This is a genomic window from Candidatus Hydrogenedentota bacterium (assembly GCA_035416745.1).
GTDB lineage: Bacteria > Hydrogenedentota > Hydrogenedentia > Hydrogenedentales > SLHB01 > UBA2224.
The window spans coordinates 16,206-34,420 of the sequence record DAOLNV010000021.1; the positions used below are offsets into that span (position 1 = coordinate 16,206).

Annotated in this window: 13 protein-coding genes; 6 read left to right on the plus strand and 7 right to left on the minus strand. The window is 59.5% G+C overall.

The window, feature by feature from the left end; genetic code table 11:
• The first annotated feature begins 8 nt into the window (after positions 1 to 8).
• The 3 genes from PLJ71_09040 (at position 9) to PLJ71_09050 (ending at position 3,907) form a co-directional block, all read left to right on the plus strand.
• Complete coding sequence (locus tag PLJ71_09040; GenBank protein HQM48822.1) at positions 9 to 2,075, plus strand: [Fe-Fe] hydrogenase large subunit C-terminal domain-containing protein; 2,067 nt, start codon at positions 9 to 11, stop codon at positions 2,073 to 2,075.
• 137 nt (positions 2,076 to 2,212) lie between these two features.
• Positions 2,213 to 2,605: a response regulator gene (locus PLJ71_09045; GenBank protein ID HQM48823.1), complete on the plus strand. Its 393-nt coding sequence runs from the start codon at positions 2,213 to 2,215 to the stop codon at positions 2,603 to 2,605.
• 117 nt (positions 2,606 to 2,722) lie between these two features.
• The gene (locus PLJ71_09050) at positions 2,723 to 3,907 is read left to right on the plus strand and encodes an ATP-binding protein (GenBank protein HQM48824.1); all 1,185 of its coding nucleotides are present in this window, start codon (positions 2,723 to 2,725) and stop codon (positions 3,905 to 3,907) included.
• A gap of 25 nt (positions 3,908 to 3,932) precedes the next feature.
• On the opposite strand, the gene PLJ71_09055 is transcribed toward PLJ71_09050, so the two are convergent.
• Complete coding sequence (locus PLJ71_09055) at positions 3,933 to 6,437, minus strand: hypothetical protein (protein HQM48825.1); 2,505 nt, start codon at positions 6,435 to 6,437, stop codon at positions 3,933 to 3,935.
• A gap of 166 nt (positions 6,438 to 6,603) precedes the next feature.
• On the opposite strand from PLJ71_09055, the gene PLJ71_09060 reads away from it, so the two are divergent.
• The 3 genes from PLJ71_09060 (at position 6,604) to PLJ71_09070 (ending at position 9,017) form a co-directional block, all read left to right on the plus strand.
• On the plus strand, positions 6,604 to 7,554 hold the full coding sequence (locus PLJ71_09060; GenBank protein ID HQM48826.1) for a glycoside hydrolase family 130 protein: 951 nt from the start codon (positions 6,604 to 6,606) through the stop codon (positions 7,552 to 7,554).
• Between the two features lie 184 nt (positions 7,555 to 7,738).
• Positions 7,739 to 8,440, plus strand: coding sequence for a hypothetical protein (locus PLJ71_09065; protein HQM48827.1), 702 nt, complete (start codon positions 7,739 to 7,741; stop codon positions 8,438 to 8,440).
• A 13-nt stretch (positions 8,441 to 8,453) separates the two neighbouring features.
• On the plus strand, positions 8,454 to 9,017 hold the full coding sequence (locus tag PLJ71_09070) for a LemA family protein (protein HQM48828.1): 564 nt from the start codon (positions 8,454 to 8,456) through the stop codon (positions 9,015 to 9,017).
• A gap of 30 nt (positions 9,018 to 9,047) precedes the next feature.
• Here the strand turns inward: PLJ71_09070 and nrdD are convergent, their stop codons facing one another.
• From nrdD to PLJ71_09100, 6 genes are all read right to left on the minus strand, one after another.
• Positions 9,048 to 11,351, minus strand: a complete 2,304-nt coding sequence (gene nrdD, locus PLJ71_09075; GenBank protein HQM48829.1) for an anaerobic ribonucleoside-triphosphate reductase — start codon at positions 11,349 to 11,351, stop codon at positions 9,048 to 9,050.
• Between the two features lie 125 nt (positions 11,352 to 11,476).
• Positions 11,477 to 11,926 carry a transcriptional regulator NrdR gene (nrdR, locus tag PLJ71_09080; protein ID HQM48830.1) on the minus strand — a complete coding sequence of 150 codons (450 nt, stop codon included), beginning with the start codon at positions 11,924 to 11,926 and terminating at the stop codon, positions 11,477 to 11,479.
• A 90-nt stretch (positions 11,927 to 12,016) separates the two neighbouring features.
• Positions 12,017 to 12,571, minus strand: coding sequence for a 16S rRNA (guanine(966)-N(2))-methyltransferase RsmD (rsmD, locus tag PLJ71_09085; GenBank protein HQM48831.1), 555 nt, complete (start codon positions 12,569 to 12,571; stop codon positions 12,017 to 12,019).
• A gap of 337 nt (positions 12,572 to 12,908) precedes the next feature.
• On the minus strand, positions 12,909 to 14,414 hold the full coding sequence (locus tag PLJ71_09090) for a PilT/PilU family type 4a pilus ATPase (GenBank protein ID HQM48832.1): 1,506 nt from the start codon (positions 14,412 to 14,414) through the stop codon (positions 12,909 to 12,911).
• Between the two features lie 398 nt (positions 14,415 to 14,812).
• Positions 14,813 to 16,993 carry a LysM peptidoglycan-binding domain-containing protein gene (locus tag PLJ71_09095; protein HQM48833.1) on the minus strand — a complete coding sequence of 727 codons (2,181 nt, stop codon included), beginning with the start codon at positions 16,991 to 16,993 and terminating at the stop codon, positions 14,813 to 14,815.
• A gap of 178 nt (positions 16,994 to 17,171) precedes the next feature.
• The gene (locus PLJ71_09100) at positions 17,172 to 18,050 is read right to left on the minus strand and encodes a DPP IV N-terminal domain-containing protein (protein ID HQM48834.1); all 879 of its coding nucleotides are present in this window, start codon (positions 18,048 to 18,050) and stop codon (positions 17,172 to 17,174) included.
• Positions 18,051 to 18,215: the final 165 nt, after the last annotated feature.

Consider the following 18,215-nt stretch of genomic DNA (forward strand, 5'->3'; position numbering starts at 1 on the left):
GGAAGATCATGAGAAACGCCGCAAACATACCGCTCGTTACGACGGTTAAAGAACGGTGCCGCGTCTGCTTCACCTGTGTACGCGAGTGCCCCGCAAGAGCTATCCGCATCGCCGAGGGGCAAGCCGAGGTCATTTCCGGGCGCTGCATCGGTTGCGGCAACTGCGTGCGGGTCTGCAGCCAAAACGCAAAACGGGTTCTCGACTCGACGAAAGAAGTCGAGGACCTGCTCGAGGGCGACTCGCCCGTTGCCGCCATCATCGCCCCGAGTTTCCCTGTGGAATTCACCGAATGCAGTTACGAAATGGTCGTCGGTATGGTGCGGGCATTGGGTTTCGACTACGTTGTGGAGGTTTCGTTCGGAGCCGACCTCGTGGCGGACCGCTACCGCAAGCTGATCGACTCGAACGCAAATAAGCGCTTCATCGCCACCACGTGCCCCGCTATCGTGGCGTTTGTGCAACGTTATCAACCGCAGTTGGTGGATTCCCTCGCCCCCATCGTTTCCCCAATGATCGCCACGGCGCGCATGTTGCATCAACGGCACGGAAACGGGCTCAAAGTCGTATTCATCGGCCCCTGCATCGCCAAGAAAGGGGAAATTGCCAGCGAGGAATTGCCCGACGATGTGCAGAGCGCCCTGACGTTCACCGAGTTGCGCGCCATGCTCACCCGGCGCAACATCACGCCAGAATCGGTCGAGCCAAGCGAGTTTGATCTGCCCCATGCGCGGTACGGCGCCCTGTTTCCCATCAGCCGGGGCCTGCTTCAAGCCGCGGGCATCTCCGAAAACCTCGTGGAAGGCAACGTCGCCGTCGCCGACGGCCGCATAGATTTCCCGGAAGCTATCAGCGAGTTCGCAGCCGGATACTTTGACGTGCGGCTGCTCGAAACGCTCGCATGCAAGGGATGCATCATGGGGCCCGGCACCACAAGCCAGGAGCCTCAATACGTCCGCCGGTGCCGTGTCAGCCGGCATGTCCAGCGCCGCACGGCGCGAATCGACGAAGCCCAGTGGTCGGCCGCAATGCGGGAATTCAACACGCTGGATCTCAGCCGTACCTACACACCGGACGATCAACGCATCCCCATACCCTCGGAATCCGAACTGAGGGAGATCATGAAGAACATGGGGAAGTTCTCGCCCGGCGACGAATTGAATTGCGGCGCGTGCGGGTACGAGACATGCCGCGAACATGCCATCGCAATCTACAAGGGCCTGGCCGAAACCGAGATGTGCTTGCCCCACACCATTGACCAGCTCGCGACAACCGTCCACGACCTCAATGTCTCGAATGAAAAGCTCGCGGAGGCGCGTTCCGCCCTCATGCAGTCCGAAAAACTGGCCAGCATGGGGCAACTCGCCGCGGGCATCGCCCATGAGCTGAATAACCCTCTCGGCATCGTCCTCATGTATGCACACATCATGAAGGACGAGTTCGGCAATAACCCTCAAATGACGGAAGATCTCTCCATGATCTCGGAACACGCCGACCGCTGTAAGAAGATCGTGGCAGGACTGCTGAATTTCGCCCGCCAGAATCAGGTCATCTTCGAATCGGCCGACATCTGCGACGTGATCGAGCGCGTCTTGAGGGCCAACGGCATTCCCGACAATGTCGAGGTGCGGTTTGAGCGGGAACTCACCGATCCTATGGCCGATATCGACCGCGACCAGATGACTCAGGTGCTCACGAATCTGGTCGGCAACGCCGTGGCGGCGATGCCGGACGGCGGAACGCTCGTCATACGCATCACCGGCGACGACACCCGTGTGCACTTCAGTATCATCGACAGCGGCACGGGAATTCCAAAAGAGAACCTCTCGCGAATCTTCGACCCGTTCTTTACCACTAAACAGTTAGGGGTGGGAACCGGACTGGGTCTCGCCGTTACGTACGGCATCGTCAAGATGCATCGGGGCGATATCCAGGTCGAGTCGAATTCCGACCCGGCCAAAGGACCCACGGGAACGACTTTTACGGTTTCGCTGCCCAGACACGCCCAGGGCTTCAGCGTAACGGCAACGGCCGGGGACATGGCTTCCCAAAACAACGAGGAGCTGTTGGGCGCCTGAACCGCCGCCGTGTCGAGCCCCGCAACGTTATTTTAAGGCCCAAGATATTGTATGCTAGTACCTATGTGGCTACGGACCCGGCACACGCGAACTCAACCAGCGCCGGCAGCGGCGCTTCACATAGACGGGATAACGTGATGAACGACGAAAAAAAGACCATCTTGGTAGTGGACGACGATGAGGACTTTCTGTTCCAGCAGAAAGTCCAGCTGGAAGCCGCGGGATACGCCGTGATCACAGCGGGCGGCTCGAAAGAAGCCCGCAAGCTCCTTCGAACCAACAAACCCGATATGGCCGTGATCGACCTCATGATGGAGGAAATGGACGCGGGGTTTACCCTGTGCCGGGAAATCAAGAACGTCTATCCGGGTTGCCCTGTGGTCATCTGCACAGGCGTCACCAGTGAAACCGGCATGGAGTTCGATGCCGCCACGGACGAAGAGCGGGCATGGATCAAGGCCGACGCGCTCCTCGACAAGCCCGTCCGCTTCGAGCAGCTCCAGCGCGAAATCAAACGACTGGTCCGTTAACGGGCGCACACGAAATCGAGAAAACGCGTGCCCGAAACCAATGTAAAGGCGTTTACAGCCGCGATTGACCTGTGCGTTCCTCACATACAAGCGAAAACACCGGACGAAGGGGGCAAAATGGAGACACTGAAACTCCTCGTTTGCGACGATGAAATGGGAATGCGTATGGGAGTCGCCCGTGCGTTGCGCGATTTTAGCGTCGACATACCTGACGTCGATGAATCCGTCCGGTTCGAGGTGGACCAAGCAGAGTCCGGCGAGGAAGCGCTGCAGAAGATCAACACGGCCCCTCCCCAGATTCTCCTGCTGGACCTCAAGCTTCCGGGCATCAGCGGGCTGGATGTCCTTCAAGAGCTTCACAAGAAAGATATCGAGACCCTCACCGTCATGATCACGGCCTATGCCTCGATCGAAACGGCCGTTCGGGCAACTAAACAAGGGGCTTACGATTTTCTCGCGAAACCGTTCACCCCGACGGAACTGAAAAATACCGTCACAAAAGCATCGAAGCAACTCATGGTGGCGCGGCACGCCCGAAAACTGGCCCAGGAAAAGCGCCAGGTGCGTTTCCAGTTTATCTCCGTCCTGGCACACGAACTCAAGGCCCCCATCAATGCGGTCGAAGGCTACTTGAACGTCCTGCACGACGGAACTGTGAATGACAGGCCCGAAGTCGTCGCACAGATTGTCTATCGCTGCCTGGACCGGATCCACGGCATGCGCAAAATGATTGGCGACCTCCTCGATCTCACGCGCATCGAATCGGGCCAGAAAAAGCGTGACATCGAGCGCGTAGACGTGCGCCGCCTCGCCTTGAGGGCCATCGAAACCATGACCCCCGACGCCAAGGCCCGCAGCATTGAGATGCAACTGCATGCCGACGGCGATTTCCCCCTGTGGGCCGACAACGCCGAAATCGAGATCATTCTCAACAACCTGGTCTCTAATGCCGTCAAGTACAACAAAGACAACGGCCGCGTCGACGTCTATTTCACTCGAGATGACGGCGGCATCACCATTGCCGTCAAAGACACCGGCATCGGGATATCCAAAGAAGAAGCCGCCAAGCTGTTCAAGGATTTCGTCCGTATCAAGAATGCCGGCACCTCGGGCATCCTGGGCAGCGGCCTGGGGCTATCGATCGTCAAGAAACTCGTGCTCCTGTACGAAGGAAATGTGAAGGTCGAGAGCGAACCCGGCGAAGGGTCGCGGTTCACGGTCGTCCTGAAAGACGCCCACCCGGCCGGCCAGACCGCCAAACAGACTGCCCCCGAAACACAACCCGCGCAGCAGCGGCAATGACCGCACAATTGCCCGCGCGCTCGTGTCACTCGCCGGCATTGACCGTCTGCAGGACAAAGCGGTGCGACCCGGCAACTCTGTACTGGGGCTTCGTGCGGCGCTTCTGGAAATAGCCGTTAGGGTCCTCCGCTTCTGAAACTTCCTCGGGGTAAGTGGCAGCAATGCCTACCACGACCTCGTGCTCGCCCACGTCTTGCGGCCCCGGGATGCCCTGCAGGACACCGCTGGTTTCCCCGCACCGAAGCCACGGCGGACCGTTCTCAAGCACAAACGAGTACGTCTCGGCTTCGCGAAACGCCATGCGCGGGCTGGTATAGCGTGACTGCAAATCCCCCAAACTCTTGAGTGTCTTGATCTCGCACCGGTACGCAGATCCCGCCGTCGCCTTGGTCACGGGCCTCGTGTAGACAAACGGCCTGGGCAATTCGACCAGCTCGGAAGCGGCACTCGCCACCCCTTGCGCATCCACCGCCGCCACGCGGTAGTACCCGCAGTTCATATTGGCCCCCTCCACGTCCGGAGAGACGACCACCATCGCGGTATCGGGCGTGACGCCCGCAAGATTGCCCGGGACCGCACCGCGTCCAAGCACTTCATGCGCATCCTTACACCCCGTGAACCCCCGCTCGTCGCTGCCGTAAACCTCATATTGCACGGGCCGCTCGCCGTTTGGATTGGGTTCCCACACAAGCATGATGGTCTGCCCATCGACACGAAAACTCGGATTCCGCGGCGCCATAGGGCCTTTCCACGTGAACCGCCATACCGGGCTCCATGCGCCCCACACCCCCGCAGCCGACCGGGGCCGCACGCGCCAATAATAGACCTCGCCGGGATTGAACATGCCCGGCTGGCGGACCGTGTATTCGTTGGACGTGACGACCACGTCGTAGTTCGGACGGTAGGGATACGCGCAATCTTCACGGCGGCTGAGGCGGATCCAATAGGCGTCGCATCCCTCGGCCGCGGGCCATTTGAACGTCACGAACGTCTCGGCCGCCTCCGTGCCCGGCAACGGCGCCTCGGGCGCCGCGGGCGGCTCGGGCGGACGCTCACCCTCGCATTCAACCCATTCATGAGTCACCGTGACCTCGCGAGGCCCTTCTGTCTCGTCGGTGTACTCGACATGGTTCGGGCCCACATTCAGCCGGGGAAGCGCCAGGGGTGACGCCACGAGATCGGTTTCCAGCACGATACCGCTGAGCTTCGCTCCCACGGCATTCTCCAACAGAATCTGGACCATGTACTGCCGCCTGGGCGGATTTCCATGGACTCCCAGGGCATCGTCGAGGGCAATGCTCAGCGGCGTCCGCCCGCCCGGAGCACCCTCCCACACCGCTTGTAACGGCTCATTGTTAGGAGAGATGCTCACGCTGCAACGGCCCTCTTCGGAAGCGCCCTCGACAAGCGCCCGCAGCAAACCCCCGCAGATTGTGTAACACGTCTCCGTTCTGATGGTTAACGAAGCCGAAGGTCCCACAACGGCCAGCGCGCCATCCCTGGCCTCGAACCCCTCAAACGCATCGAGAAACCGCGGCGCCGACGCATCGAGCCGCGGCTCATACACCAACTTCGAGTTGCCGAAATACCGGAGAGGGTTCTTCGATGACTCGTACGCGCGCTTGCCAATGTTGTCCCAACGAAACACCATACGCTCCCCGGGACGCAGCACGTACTCCATGCGGTGGCCGCGGCTCCCCATGCCCGTGCGGTCATCGTCCACGCCAAACAGCGCGGCGTTCGTCTGCACCGACTCCCAAGGCGGCAATTCCGGCCCGTAAGCCGACTCGCGCTTGACGAGGTCGTGGTCGCGGACGCACTCGTCGCCGCTCACAGGCCTGCCGTTCTCGCGATCGAGGAAGAAGCAGTCCTGGTCAATATCCATGAACTGGTAAGCGCCCTCGACGAACACCTCGCACTGCATGTGCCCGTGAAGGCTGCGCACAAACGGGTCCGCCCCAACGCGCTCGGCCGTGAAACCGGCATGGTCGAAAAGCACCGCCCCGCAAGCGCCCGCGTCGTCGCAGAGTCCGGCGCCGTAGATGTTCAAAAGCCGCACCGGATCGTGCAGATCCTCTTTCATGATGGGTTCGTCGTGGTGCATGTTCTGGCGCATGTTCTCCCAGATCAAATAGACCTTTTCCTGGGGCGTGCGCGCGCCTTCCGTGAACTCGGCCAGCATTTCGTCGATGGTGGCCCACCGGCGTTTGCCGTTGGCAATTATGCGGGGGTGGCGCACGGTCTCCCCGCCCGTATTGGCGATCGTGAGCGACACATTGTTCTGAAACGCGATCGCGCGGCCGGCGTGGCTGCGCGTCATCGTATTGTCCATGTCAAGATACCCGCCAACGTCCACAACATAGACCGCATGAGGCGCCGTTATGCACTCCGTGTGCGTTCGCGGAGGTGATGACACGAACGGCGAGGCATCCTCACCGGCAAATGCCCCAAGTACGACCATGACAAACACCGTCAACGTACAGTGAACCTGATTCATCGTCTCTTTCCCATTCAGGATTCGGTGGTACACGCATATCCCCTCGCCCCGCCCCATCGCACGCCCCCGGAAAACCGCTTGCGGGCAGCGCACATTATAGAGTAGTCTCTCGTTAAATCCAGGGGGATCCCGCCAGTTGTTCGACGAACCCGGTGCGATTCCGGGAGGGGCCGCTCATCACAGTTTCAAGGAGTCACCAATGGCCAACGAAACGGTCTTTCGCCGTTATGAACACAACCCTGTCGTCACACCCGCTGCCGTGCCAAGCGCCAACTCGATCTTCAACAGCGCGGTTGTTCCTTTCGGCAGCGGTTTCGCGGGGGTATTCCGCGTCGACTCAATACGTATGGAGGCGGGCCTGCACACCGGCTTCAGTAACGACGGCCTGAAGTGGCAGCTCGAAGAGCACCCAATCCTGTTCGAGTGCCCGGACCCCGAAGGGCCCGAGCCGAATGCTGACGGCCGTTTCCAGTACGACCCGCGCATCACGCCGATAGATGGCGCCTACTACGTGACATGGTGCCACTACCCCGATGGACCCCAGGGCGGGCACGCCCCGGCCATCGGCCTCGCCCAGACCCGTGATTTTCGCAGGTTCCAACTCATCGATGCGAACATCGCCTACCTCAACCGCAACGGCGTGCTTTTTCCCCGCAAGATCAACGGCGCCTATTCCATGCTGCACCGTCCGAGCGACCTCGGCCATACCCCCTTCGGCGACATCTACTACGCCACAAGCCCGGACCTCGTCCACTGGGGTCGCCACCGGTTCGTGTTTGGCCCTCGCGGAGGGTGGCAGAGCACAAAGGTAGGCGCAGGACCCGCACCCATTGAAACAGACGAGGGGTGGCTCCTCATCTACCACGGCGTTCGAACAAGCTGCTCGGGCTACGTCTACAGCGTCGGCGCGGCGATCCTCGACCTCGAGAAACCCTGGCATGTCCGGTACCGCACACGGTCCTATCTCCTCGCCCCCACAGAACCCTATGAGCGCGTAGGCGACGTGCCGAGCGTGGTCTTCCCCTGCGCCGCCATCATCGACGAGAACAAGCGCGTGACCCTCTACTACGGCGCCGCGGATACCGTCCTGGCCGTCGCCTATGCAAATCTGGACGATATCATCGCCTTCACCAAGGAAAACAGCTTTTAACGTTTCGGGTCCGCGCACGATGCCAGCACCACAAGGTCCTGACATGCCCTTGGCGCTGGTCCGGCTTTCCGCCATGCCCATAGCCTTCCTCAGACCTCGCGAATCTGGCGCCTCAGCGAAATTGCCCAAAGATTGAATATATCCAGGGTTCTGCGGTAACAAGGTGTAGATGAAGGGAGGCGTTGTGGGCAATTTACACACATTCGGGTATGGGTCTGCGTTCCCGCTGTTGGTTTTCGCCCTCATAGCCGGACTCCTCATCGTGGGGGCGATATTCGGCCATCTGCAGGAAAAGAAGCGGCGGGAGCAGTTTCTGGCCGTCGCGCGCCGGCTGGGTCTGGGCTTTTGCGAGCACGACCGTACGATGGGCGACCGTTATCATTTCCTCGACCCCTTGCAACAAGGCAAAAACCGGTACGCTTTCAACATCCTCCATGGCCAGTATGGCGGCTATCCCGTGCAAGCGTTCGACTACCATTACGAAACCGAATCGCGCAATTCCAAGGGCAACCGCCAGACAGACCACCACTACTTCAGCTACTTCATCCTGGAACAGGAACTCTCTTTCCCGGAGTTGCGCATCTATCCCGAAACACTCTTCTCAAAGCTGGGGCAGATGCTCGGGTTTGACGACATCGATTTCGAATCCGCGGAGTTCTCGCGCGCGTTCACCGTGCGGTCGCGCGACAAACGCTTCGCGTACGACATCTGCAACGCCAAGATGATGGAATACCTGCTCCAACACCGCAATCTGTCCATCGAGATCGAAAACCGCTGCGTCGCACTCAGTTTCAGCGGCCGTCTGCAACCCAACGAAATCCAGATGAACCTTGATCGGCTCGTCGAAATCCGTAGTATGTTCCCGGAATACCTCTACAGGTCATGAAAGGATGCTGCCGATGCCCCCTGTCGCCCTGGCTCTTCCCGCAGCCGTCATCATCTTCATCTTGCTGTGCATCGTGGCGATGTACAACGGCCTCGTGCGTATCCGCAATCACTGCGACGAAGCCTGGGCGGATGTGGAAACCGAGTTGAAACGCCGCTACGACCTCATTCCCAACGTGGTGAACACCGTGAAGGGCTATGCCGCCCATGAACGCGAGCTTCTCGAGCAGGTCGTGCGTCTGAGAGAGGAATGTGCCCAAAACTGGGGCTCCCCCAGCCAACAGGCGGATTCCGAACAACGACTGCAATCCGCCCTGCACGGGCTGCTCGCCCGAGTCGAGAACTATCCCGACCTCAAAGCAAGCGCCAGTTTCCTCGCGTTGCAGGAAGAACTCGCAAACACCGAGAACCGGATTCAGGCCGCGCGCAGGTTCTACAACGGGAATGTCCGCGACAACAACAACCGTGTCCACACGCTCCCCTCGGCAATCATCGCGGGCATGTTCGGGTTCACGGAGCGCGAATACTTCAAGCTCGAGGAACCGGCCATGGCAGAGCCGCCTGCGGTCAGCCTGTGACGCAAACACGCCCCCGCAAAGCCGCCAAGCTCACTCGTGCGGAAGCAGCCCCGAAGGAAGGCCCGGACGTTCCAGAAGCAGGTGGCGCGCCTTTGAACGGTAGAAAACGGCTTCGATAAAGCTGGCTACCGCTTCGGGGGCCGTGTCCGTGTCCGGCAACACGACCCGCGTGAGCGCCCCGTGGGGAACCAACTCCTGCATCGCGCCTTCCAGCATGGCGCGCTCCCCCGGCGTACAGGGGATTCGCTGCGTCAAGCGCGCGCCGACGGTATAGTGGATATCCTGGGTGATCGGGTCGCTCTTTGCGACGCGCCGCGCTTCCTCTGGAAACGGGCGCAGATCCAACGCCGCAAAGCGCCGAATGGACGACTCGTAACGCGCCTGAGCCGGCACAATCGGTATACCCGTCCGCTCGCGTGCGGTGCCGCACGCTTCAACCAGACGCGCCAGAATGCGCAGGCCCAACTCCAGCGCATGCCTGGACTCGTGAAGCCCGTGCCCACAGAAGGCCTCCACGCATTCGTTAAGCCCATCCACCGCTATGGCATACGCAGCCCTTGACGGCTCCGCCAACGCCGGACGGCCCGAGCTCTCCCCAAGGAACACCAGCGGCCCGAGCGCCCGCAGTGCCGCAACGCGTTCCAGAAAGGCGCATTTCTCTTGATGCGCCTGCGCCGCAACATCCACAAGCGAGTCCAGGTTGTCCAGAAGGGCTGTCTCATCCCCCGAACGAAACGCCATCCGCGCCAGGTTCAAATTAACCGCCTGCGCCACGGCTCTCCCAGAAGAGATGCCATGCACCGCATCCCAATCACCGCCCCGGTCAAACTCGATTTCAAAAAAACCATGCGCCATGGCAGTCTCAGCCACGCGAACCAGAATGTCCCTGTACCCGTGCTCAGCAAAAAAGCCGGCCCCCGCAACAAACCGGGGAAGCGGCAGACTGGTCGAATGGGACTGCAGGTAAACCCCCAGAATCTCGTCCAGAAACCGTTTCGCCGCCATCTCGTAGTCGCGATACGTGCTGCCCTCGGCCACCCTGGCCGGACCAACGGCGCGCCGGTGGGCGAGATGGCGGGGAATGCCCCAGCTCAAGCTAAGCTCGGGTGTAGCCGCACGTTCAGACGCTTCTGCCCCGAGAACGAAAAGCAGAATATGCGCCGCGCGGCGCAGGCCCTCCTCATCAGCCCCGTCCAGAAAAGGGCTCAGGTACGCATGCGGCATTTCCCACGTGACCGGACCTGAAAAATGGGCGTCCACGTGCGTCCGAAACCGGCCCAGCTGAACCAGGAATGTCTCGATATCGGCGGGAGGAGCGGCCGCCCCGGAGGCGCCGGGGAGTCCCGAACCGTAACGCGCGACCATTTCGAGCGGCGCGGTGAAACCGTGCAGCCGGTCCACATAGCCAAGGCCGCCCAGGTGGATGTCTCCAAACACATGCGCATCAACCACGCGCTCGGAGAACACCTGCGTGAGGGCGTACTCGCGCTTTACGCGCTGCGCCAGAAGACGGTCCGTAATCTCAGGATCCTGCCGGCTGACGCGTTCCGTCTCGCCGGGCATGCAGATGATGCGCTCCGCATCATAGAGGGGAACGCCTATCCGCATGTGACGCCGCCGAAACTCCTCCAACCCGTGTTCTGCCAGCTTAGCGTCGACAAGCTCCCGGACCAGGGCCGTCGTCAAAGGCCCAACCCCGGCAGACAGGATCTGGGCTTCCACCTCCTCGGCGATCGTCTCCGCACGGCCGCGGTCCAGCCGCGTCTCACGCACCAGGGCGTCCACGATTCGCGAGCGATCCCATCCCGAGAGCGTGTCGTTGCTCGTGCGCACGAACAGAGCGCCCTCATGCGTCTCGTCGCGAAGACGCTGTTCCCACTGAACCTCGTCGAACTCGTCAATAAGGGATTGCAGATCGCTCTGACGAAGTTTTGTTACGCGCGTGCGTTTGCGGCGGTGACGAGCGAATGCAAGCGCCGTCTTCGCGTGTCCCATTTCCAGAAGCACTTTTTCCACGGCGTCCTGGACTTGCCCGACCGTGGGAACACGTCCCTCGAACCGTTTGCTGAGGTAAATCGTGACGCCCGACGCCAAGCTCTCGGCCCGGTCGCGGTCCCCCTCGCCGACCGTCTCGGCGGCCCGGAAAATGGCTGCGGCGATCTTGCCCTTGTCGAAGGCTTCTTCCCGGCCATCGCGCTTGATAACCATCCGAATCAGCGACGGCGGCCGCATAAGGGGGGAGTCAAAACGAAGTTGTTCGTCGTAAGCCCCCTCGCGCGCGGCATCTACCCGCGGGCGGTCCGGGGTATTATCGTGCTCGGTCTGTTCGGTCATCCGATTTCACAGTCAAGAAGGACGCGGCATGCCGCATGCCTCGGGTAATCCACAATAGTATGTTCGCCAGTAGTTTACCGGCTTCCTGGAAAAGGCACAAGCAAGAAACGAGCTTTTCCCCACCCCTAAACCAGAAGGCCCTTCAGCTCGTCCATAAACTCGTTGAGATCCTTGAACTGGCGGTACACCGAGGCAAACCGGACATATGCCACCTGGTCAATATCCTTAAGACGGTCCATCACGGCGCTTCCAATCGTCGCGGTCGAAACCTCGTTGTCGGTCGAGTTGAACAGCGACCGCTCGACATCGTCGATGAGCGACTCGATTTGTTCGAGGCTAACTGGCCGCTTTTCACACGCTTTAAGGATGCCGCTCTTGATCTTCCACCGGTCAAAGGCTTCCCGGCGCCCATCCTTCTTAATCACCATCTGCGCGACCTCTTCAATGCGCTCGTACGTGGTGAAACGGCGGCCGCATTTCAAACACTCGCGGCGGCGCCGGATCGAATCGCCCTCTTTGGACGAACGGGAATCCACAACCTTTCCTTCCGTGTGATTGCAGAATGGACAACGCATGAGGACATCGCTTTCCCTAGAGTTTATTGGACCACCACCACAAGAGATTCCGTCTTCTCACAGAGAAGGTCTATATATTGTATGACCACTTTAACAAATCGACGGGGAAGCGTCAAGATAGAACGACAACTGGCTTTCGCCGTATGACCGGTCACGCACCTTGTGGAATGGCCCCAAAGTGTCCTCGAGCGGGGCCCTCGAGGAATGCTCGAGCACTATCGTTCCCCCCGCCTTCAACAATTTCCGCTCCCCTATAAGCGCAAGAAGACGGTCAAAATCGCTCAGCTTGAACGGAGGATCCGCAAAGATGATATCGAACGGGAAGCGTTCATTCAGCTTTCCAACCCCTCCCGGCAGATTCGCCTGAATGCATTCCGCGCGCGTCATAAGGCGCGTCTTGCGTAAGTTCTCACGCACGAAACGGATATCCTTGTCAACGAAAACCGCGTGCGAGGCGCCCCGGCTCAACGCCTCAATGCCGTTCGCCCCCGAACCCGCGTACAAATCCAGAAAACGGGCCCCCGGAAGCCGATCCACCAATATGCTGAACAGACTCTCGCGAAGTTTGTCCAGCGAGGGACGTACATGGGGCCCTTTGGGAACAATCAGCCGTGTCCCCTTCGCTTCACCCGCAATTACTCGCATGGTGCCTCACTAAACGCCCGCTCGGAAAGAGCATAGGCACATCTGGGGATAACTCGCCTTCGCGAGCGCCGCAGTGCGCGTAACAGGCAGAAGATTCCAGAATTTATATGGTGTCGTTTCCAGTTTCACGGAGCACTGGAACGCCCTCTGCTCCCACCACCCGAAAAGTATGTAACCTTTCTGCCGACAATCACATACGGGCTCATCACCGCCCTGCCGAGACCCCCTGATTCCCCACGGGTTTTTCGAGGCTTTTCCAGCGGGGTTTTATCGTTTGAACACCTCTCCGGGGGTCCACTCGCCTGTGAAGAACCTGTGGATAACCTTGATGCCCACCTCAATGCGCTGCCTTGATCGAGTCAAGCCGAGGAACCGAGTAGGTGCCCATGAGCATCTGGTCAAGGATGCTTACGTCGGTGGCGAATTCACGGGCGTTCTCGAGACTTATGATGTTCTTCTTGTAGAGCTTGTGGAGGTATTCCTCAAAAAGAAACGAATGCCCCACCGTTTGCTGCATGCCAATGCGCAGGGCATCGGTATTTCCCGCAATAATGGCATCGGTAATGGGTTTAATGTCGTTGAACATGAACTCGAGAGTCGGCACGCGCCCCCCTCCTATGCGAGGGACCAGACGCTGGCAGATAATACACCGAACACAATCGCGCAGCTGAAGTTTGACCAGATCGCGTTCCACCGGGTCGAAGAAACTCACGACCCGGTTGACTACTTCCGAAGCCGTGTTCGAGTGCAAGGTGCTCAGCACAAGGTGGCCGGTCGCCGCCGCGTTGATCGCCGAGCGAATCGTGTCCGGGTCACGCATCTCACCGATTACGATCACATCGGGATCGTGACGCAACGCCCCGGTCACCGCCTCAAAGAAATTGCGAACGTCCGCCCCTGTGCTGCGCTGCGACACAATGGCGCGCTTGTTCGTGTGCACATATTCCATGGGGTTTTCGATACACAGGATATGTACGGACTTATTGGAATTTATCCAGTCGACGAGGGCTGCCATGGTGGTGGTCTTCCCACTGCCGGTCATCCCCGTGATCAGCACCAGTCCGTGATGCATACGGCCCAATTGCACCATCGTATCCGCCGGCACGTTAAGGTCCGAAAACGACGGTATCTTTTCCGGCAGGAAACGAAACGTACAATGAGGCGCGTCGCTCTTGATGAACGCCGATACGCGGGAGTACCCGAGCCCGGCTTGGTGGTAGTTAAAGCTGGTCTGAAAATCGCGTTCGAACTCTTCCCAATACCGGTCACCAGCAATCTCGCGAATCAGGCTCCGTATCTGGTGGCCCGAGAGCGGGCTCGTGATCTTGGACTCCTGTATCTTGTTGTCTACCCGAAAGACGGGGGGCGAGCCCGGAAACAGATGCACGTCACTTGCCTTGTATTGCACCATGGCCTGAAACAGAAGCTGAACACTCAGCCGCTCGACGCGGAAATCCGTTCCCTGAACCCGCCAGACCTCAGGCAATTGCACCGTCGCGGCGATCTTCTTGAATTCCGCATCGCACGCCTCTTGGGCCTCATCGGAAGGAATCTGCCACTGCAGAACATGCCAGCCATCGTCTTGGGAAAGTGCGTAACGCTCCGGCAAAGATGACAATAACTCTTTAAGGCCTCGAAACTTAGAATCCTCAAGGCGGGCACGCAGGCAGAATGTCTTGAATGGGCTTTCGTAATCGGCGCGCTCCGCAACAATCTCGTGATTATCCGCGCGCAGTTTAATCTTCTTGGGGTGGCCTTCCGCGCGGCTGAGTTCGCGTTCGGCCACGGTACTCAACTCCGAAATACTTCGTTCCCCCCCTATGCCAATAATGTGCTCTGCCATAGGCTGAACCCTCCTTCGGAATTCCGAAACCTCGGCGTCTCATAGCACACAACTGCCGCCCGATATTTCAAGAATCACTATACGCTGCCTGCCAATATCAGTCAAAAAACCATCTTCGGCAAGAGAAGGTGCTCTCCCGCCCTCACGAGCTCCGAGCTGTATCATCTCCCAACTCCGGCGTATCCTCGGCTAAACATGATGTTGGGCCGCTTGTGTTGAGAGCCGCGTTGCTACACGAGCATGGGTAAACCAATAGCCGCATGTTGAGATGCATCGAGGCCGCGGGAATTCCCGGGAAATACTTGGCCGAGAGGGGGGCGGGGAGGCAACGACAGCACGCGGGGCTCTTCTCGCACCCGGCGGCGCCGCGAATTCGCCAGCTCGAACGCCGGCGCAGGCTAGTTGCGGTGAATGGTAACGCTGTCTCCCACGCGTAAAACGCGTCTCCGGTCCCAGCCGTTCCATTTCAGCAAGTCGTCCACGGATACACCATATTGCCGGGCAATCGTAGTGGGATTCTGCCCTTTGGCGACCTTGTGGACAACCACCTCTTCCTTTTCGGAATCTCCTGAAGCTGCAGCCGCAGCGGACTTGTGAATGACCAGTTTGGTCCCGACGCGAAGCGTTGACTTCGAGGTGAGACTGTTCCATTTCAGCAGGTCGCTTAGCCCTACCCCGTGCTTGGACGCAATAACGGACGCTGAATCACCCGGTTGTACACTGTACTCGATCTTCTCGAGCTGCTCTTCGCGGGCTTTTTCTGGAGCTGCCTTGGCCGCCGCGCCGCCGCGCAATACAAGCTTGTCGCCCACGCGGATCATCGAATTCTTGGTCAAGTTGTTCCAACCCAGGAAGGTGTCCAGTTCCACGCCATATTGTTTGGCGATCTTCGCCGGGTACTCGCCAGCTTTTACGACATGCACCTGTTCGCTGCCGCCGCTTGCCTCGCCCGTCTCGCCTGAAGCCCCGTCCGGCGCTGTTGCGATCTCAGCATCGGGAGGCGCCACCTTTAGAGACGAGCCCACCTGAATACGCGTTTTGCGGCCCATGTCGTTCCACGCCTGGATGTCGCTCGTCTTAACGCCATACTTCGTGGCAATTTCAGAAAGCGTGTCCCCTTTCTTAACCCGGTGGGTTTCCGCGGCATAGGCGGTTCGCGTGCCTACGCTGCCGCCCGCCGGCGCCGGAACGCTGCCCGCGCCCGGAATAATGAGTTCTTTACCAACCTGTAAACTCCGGGGCGAGCGAATCTTATTGACAGCCATCAGCTCGCGCATCGAAACCCCGTAGTGGTTCGCGATCCCGGCGGGCGTCTCTCCCCTCCGCACCAGGTGGACGTTCTGGCGAACCTTCGAAGAGTTTTCCAGGGCCGCGAGGAACGTCTTGGTCTCGCGTTTCGGAACAGCCAGCAAGTGTTCTCCGGTTGGAGGCGTAACGCCGCGGACCAGCTCTCGATTCAGGTCGCGCAAGGAACCTTCCTGCCACCCGGCGGTCTTTTCAAGCGAAGCCAGGCTGTAGCTGCCTTCAACAGGTATCAAGTCAACCTCTTCCGGTTCTCCGCTCGGCGGGGAGAATCCGTATTGTTCCGGGTTTTGCCCCACAATGACGGACGCCAGGAACTTGGCATAGAATTTCTGGCTCTCACGGGCCATGCGGTCGCAGCCGGGAGAGGTTTCGAGGAGCTTCCACAAGTCGCGTTCGCCGCCGTTCATCGCGATGACCTGTTCGACGCCGTATTCCCCCATGTTATACGCCGTGATGGCGAGCGGCCAATCGCCCTCGAAGAAGTCCCGCAGCTCCTTCAGGTAGGCTACCGCCGCATTCGTCTCCTTGCGCCAGTTGAATCGTTCGTCCACATACGAATCGATTCGGAGGCTGTATCGCCGGCCCGTACCGTTCATGAACTGCCACATCCCGGCGGCGCCCGCATGCGAGACCACCGCGGGATGGAACTGGCTCTCGACCATGGCAAGCCAAACCAGCTCTTCCGGAAGCCCCGCCAACTTCAACTCTCGACGCAGGTGCGGGGCGTATTTGGCGCTCCGAATCAAGCCATTCTGGAAGTTCTTCGGGTACAGCTGTTGGATTTCTTCAATCTCGGCAAGGACACGCTCAGGCAGCGGGAAGGGGATTTCGATGCCGCCGCCAAGCCCCGCCGCCACCATTTCCTCCGGCGTGAGCTTCTCCAGATGGCCCTGTTCATCAAGGAGGCCGGCTTGCTCCATCGACTGGCCAAGGATACGCTCGAATTCGGGACGAAGGTTGTAGAATATGGCCGGGTCAAGTTCCGCTTCCTGCAACAACTGGAGCATCTTCCCGTAGTGACGCACCGCGGCTTTTTCGTCCCCGGTTTCCTGGGCCTCATTCGCTTGGCGGAAGGCCTCCCCTGCGGCGCGCAACAAATCCGTAGCCCGCTGGGCTGGCTGCGATGACAGCTCCTGTCTGCCAACACGCCCATGGGGGACCGGCTCGAATTTCTGGACTTCTTCTCGCGAGGTACTTGTGGTGGTGCAGCCGAGAACAAAAGAAAGCGGGAACAACATCAGCGCCACAAGGACGCAAAACGGTAGTTTTCTCACGGATTGAATCCCCATTCGAACCCCAAAGCCTCTGTCGTGCCTTAAAGCCCTTTTCGTGTTTCAAGCTTCCGAGGGAAACGAACCCCCACCGCATAGTTTAGATAACAATGCTTAGTGTGTCAAGACGCGTGACACCCCAATATGCTGTATTTAACTTGGAATTGTGAGAAAAACCGGACTACTCGGGAGCCTTTACCCGCCAGATATTCGAGATTGTCTGGCTCATGTCCCGCGTGTAGTAGATATAGCCCCCCGAACTCCAACTGGGCTGCCTTTCATCGGCCGGGTCCGTGGTCAGCTGCCGCACGTTTCGGCCGTCCACATCCATCACCCAGAGGTCGAAGTTCCCCGTGCGGTTCGACGCGAATACGATCTGCTTTCCATCCGGAGAAAAGCACGGATTCCTGTCATCTTTCTCGCTGGTGGTGAGTTGCAGCAAAGCGCCACCGGACATATCCGTCAGCCAGATGTCGTTGTTCTTGGTGCGCCGCGACACAAAGACCATCTGCTTGCCATCAGGCGAGAAGCGCGGTTCGTCGCCATCATCCACAAGCACCCGCGCCGTCGAGGCCGGGTTCTCCGTCAACACAATCGCCATCTTCCTGCGCAGGATGTTGCGCTTCTCCGCGCGCGCAAAAACCATTTCCTGGCTCCCGGGGCGATACGACGCATATTCCTCGAGATGTTCCGATACCGTAAGCTGAAGGTTGCCCGCGGGGCTTTCCACGGACGTCTCGTAAACGTCGCCGTTGCCCGTCCGGTCGGAATTGAAAAGCACCTTCTTGTTGTCTGCCGTCCAATTGGGATAGCGGTCATCCTTCTCGCTGTGGGTAACCTGCATGAACGCCTTCTTGTCGTAGTTGTAAACCCAAATATCAAAATTGCCGGTGCGATCACTGGCGAATGCCAGCGAATTGCCGTCCGGCGAAATCATGGGATCCACGTCACGGTGAGCCCCTTCGGTGAACTGAACCGGCGACTCTTGCCCCAGGGCCGGCCCGCAAGACACCGCCACGACGCAGCTCGCAAAGACCAGACGTCCAATGAATACTCTCATCGCGGGAAGCCTCCCCATGCCCACTATGGCGCCTCTTTACACCCCTCAATGCTGATCTGCAGGCTAACAGGGAGCGGTCCGGGAGTCAAGTGCCGAGAGCGCTTGTCCAGCACACGCGATGTGTCGTCGGAAAGTGCATTCTCGGATTCAATTGACTGTGTTTTG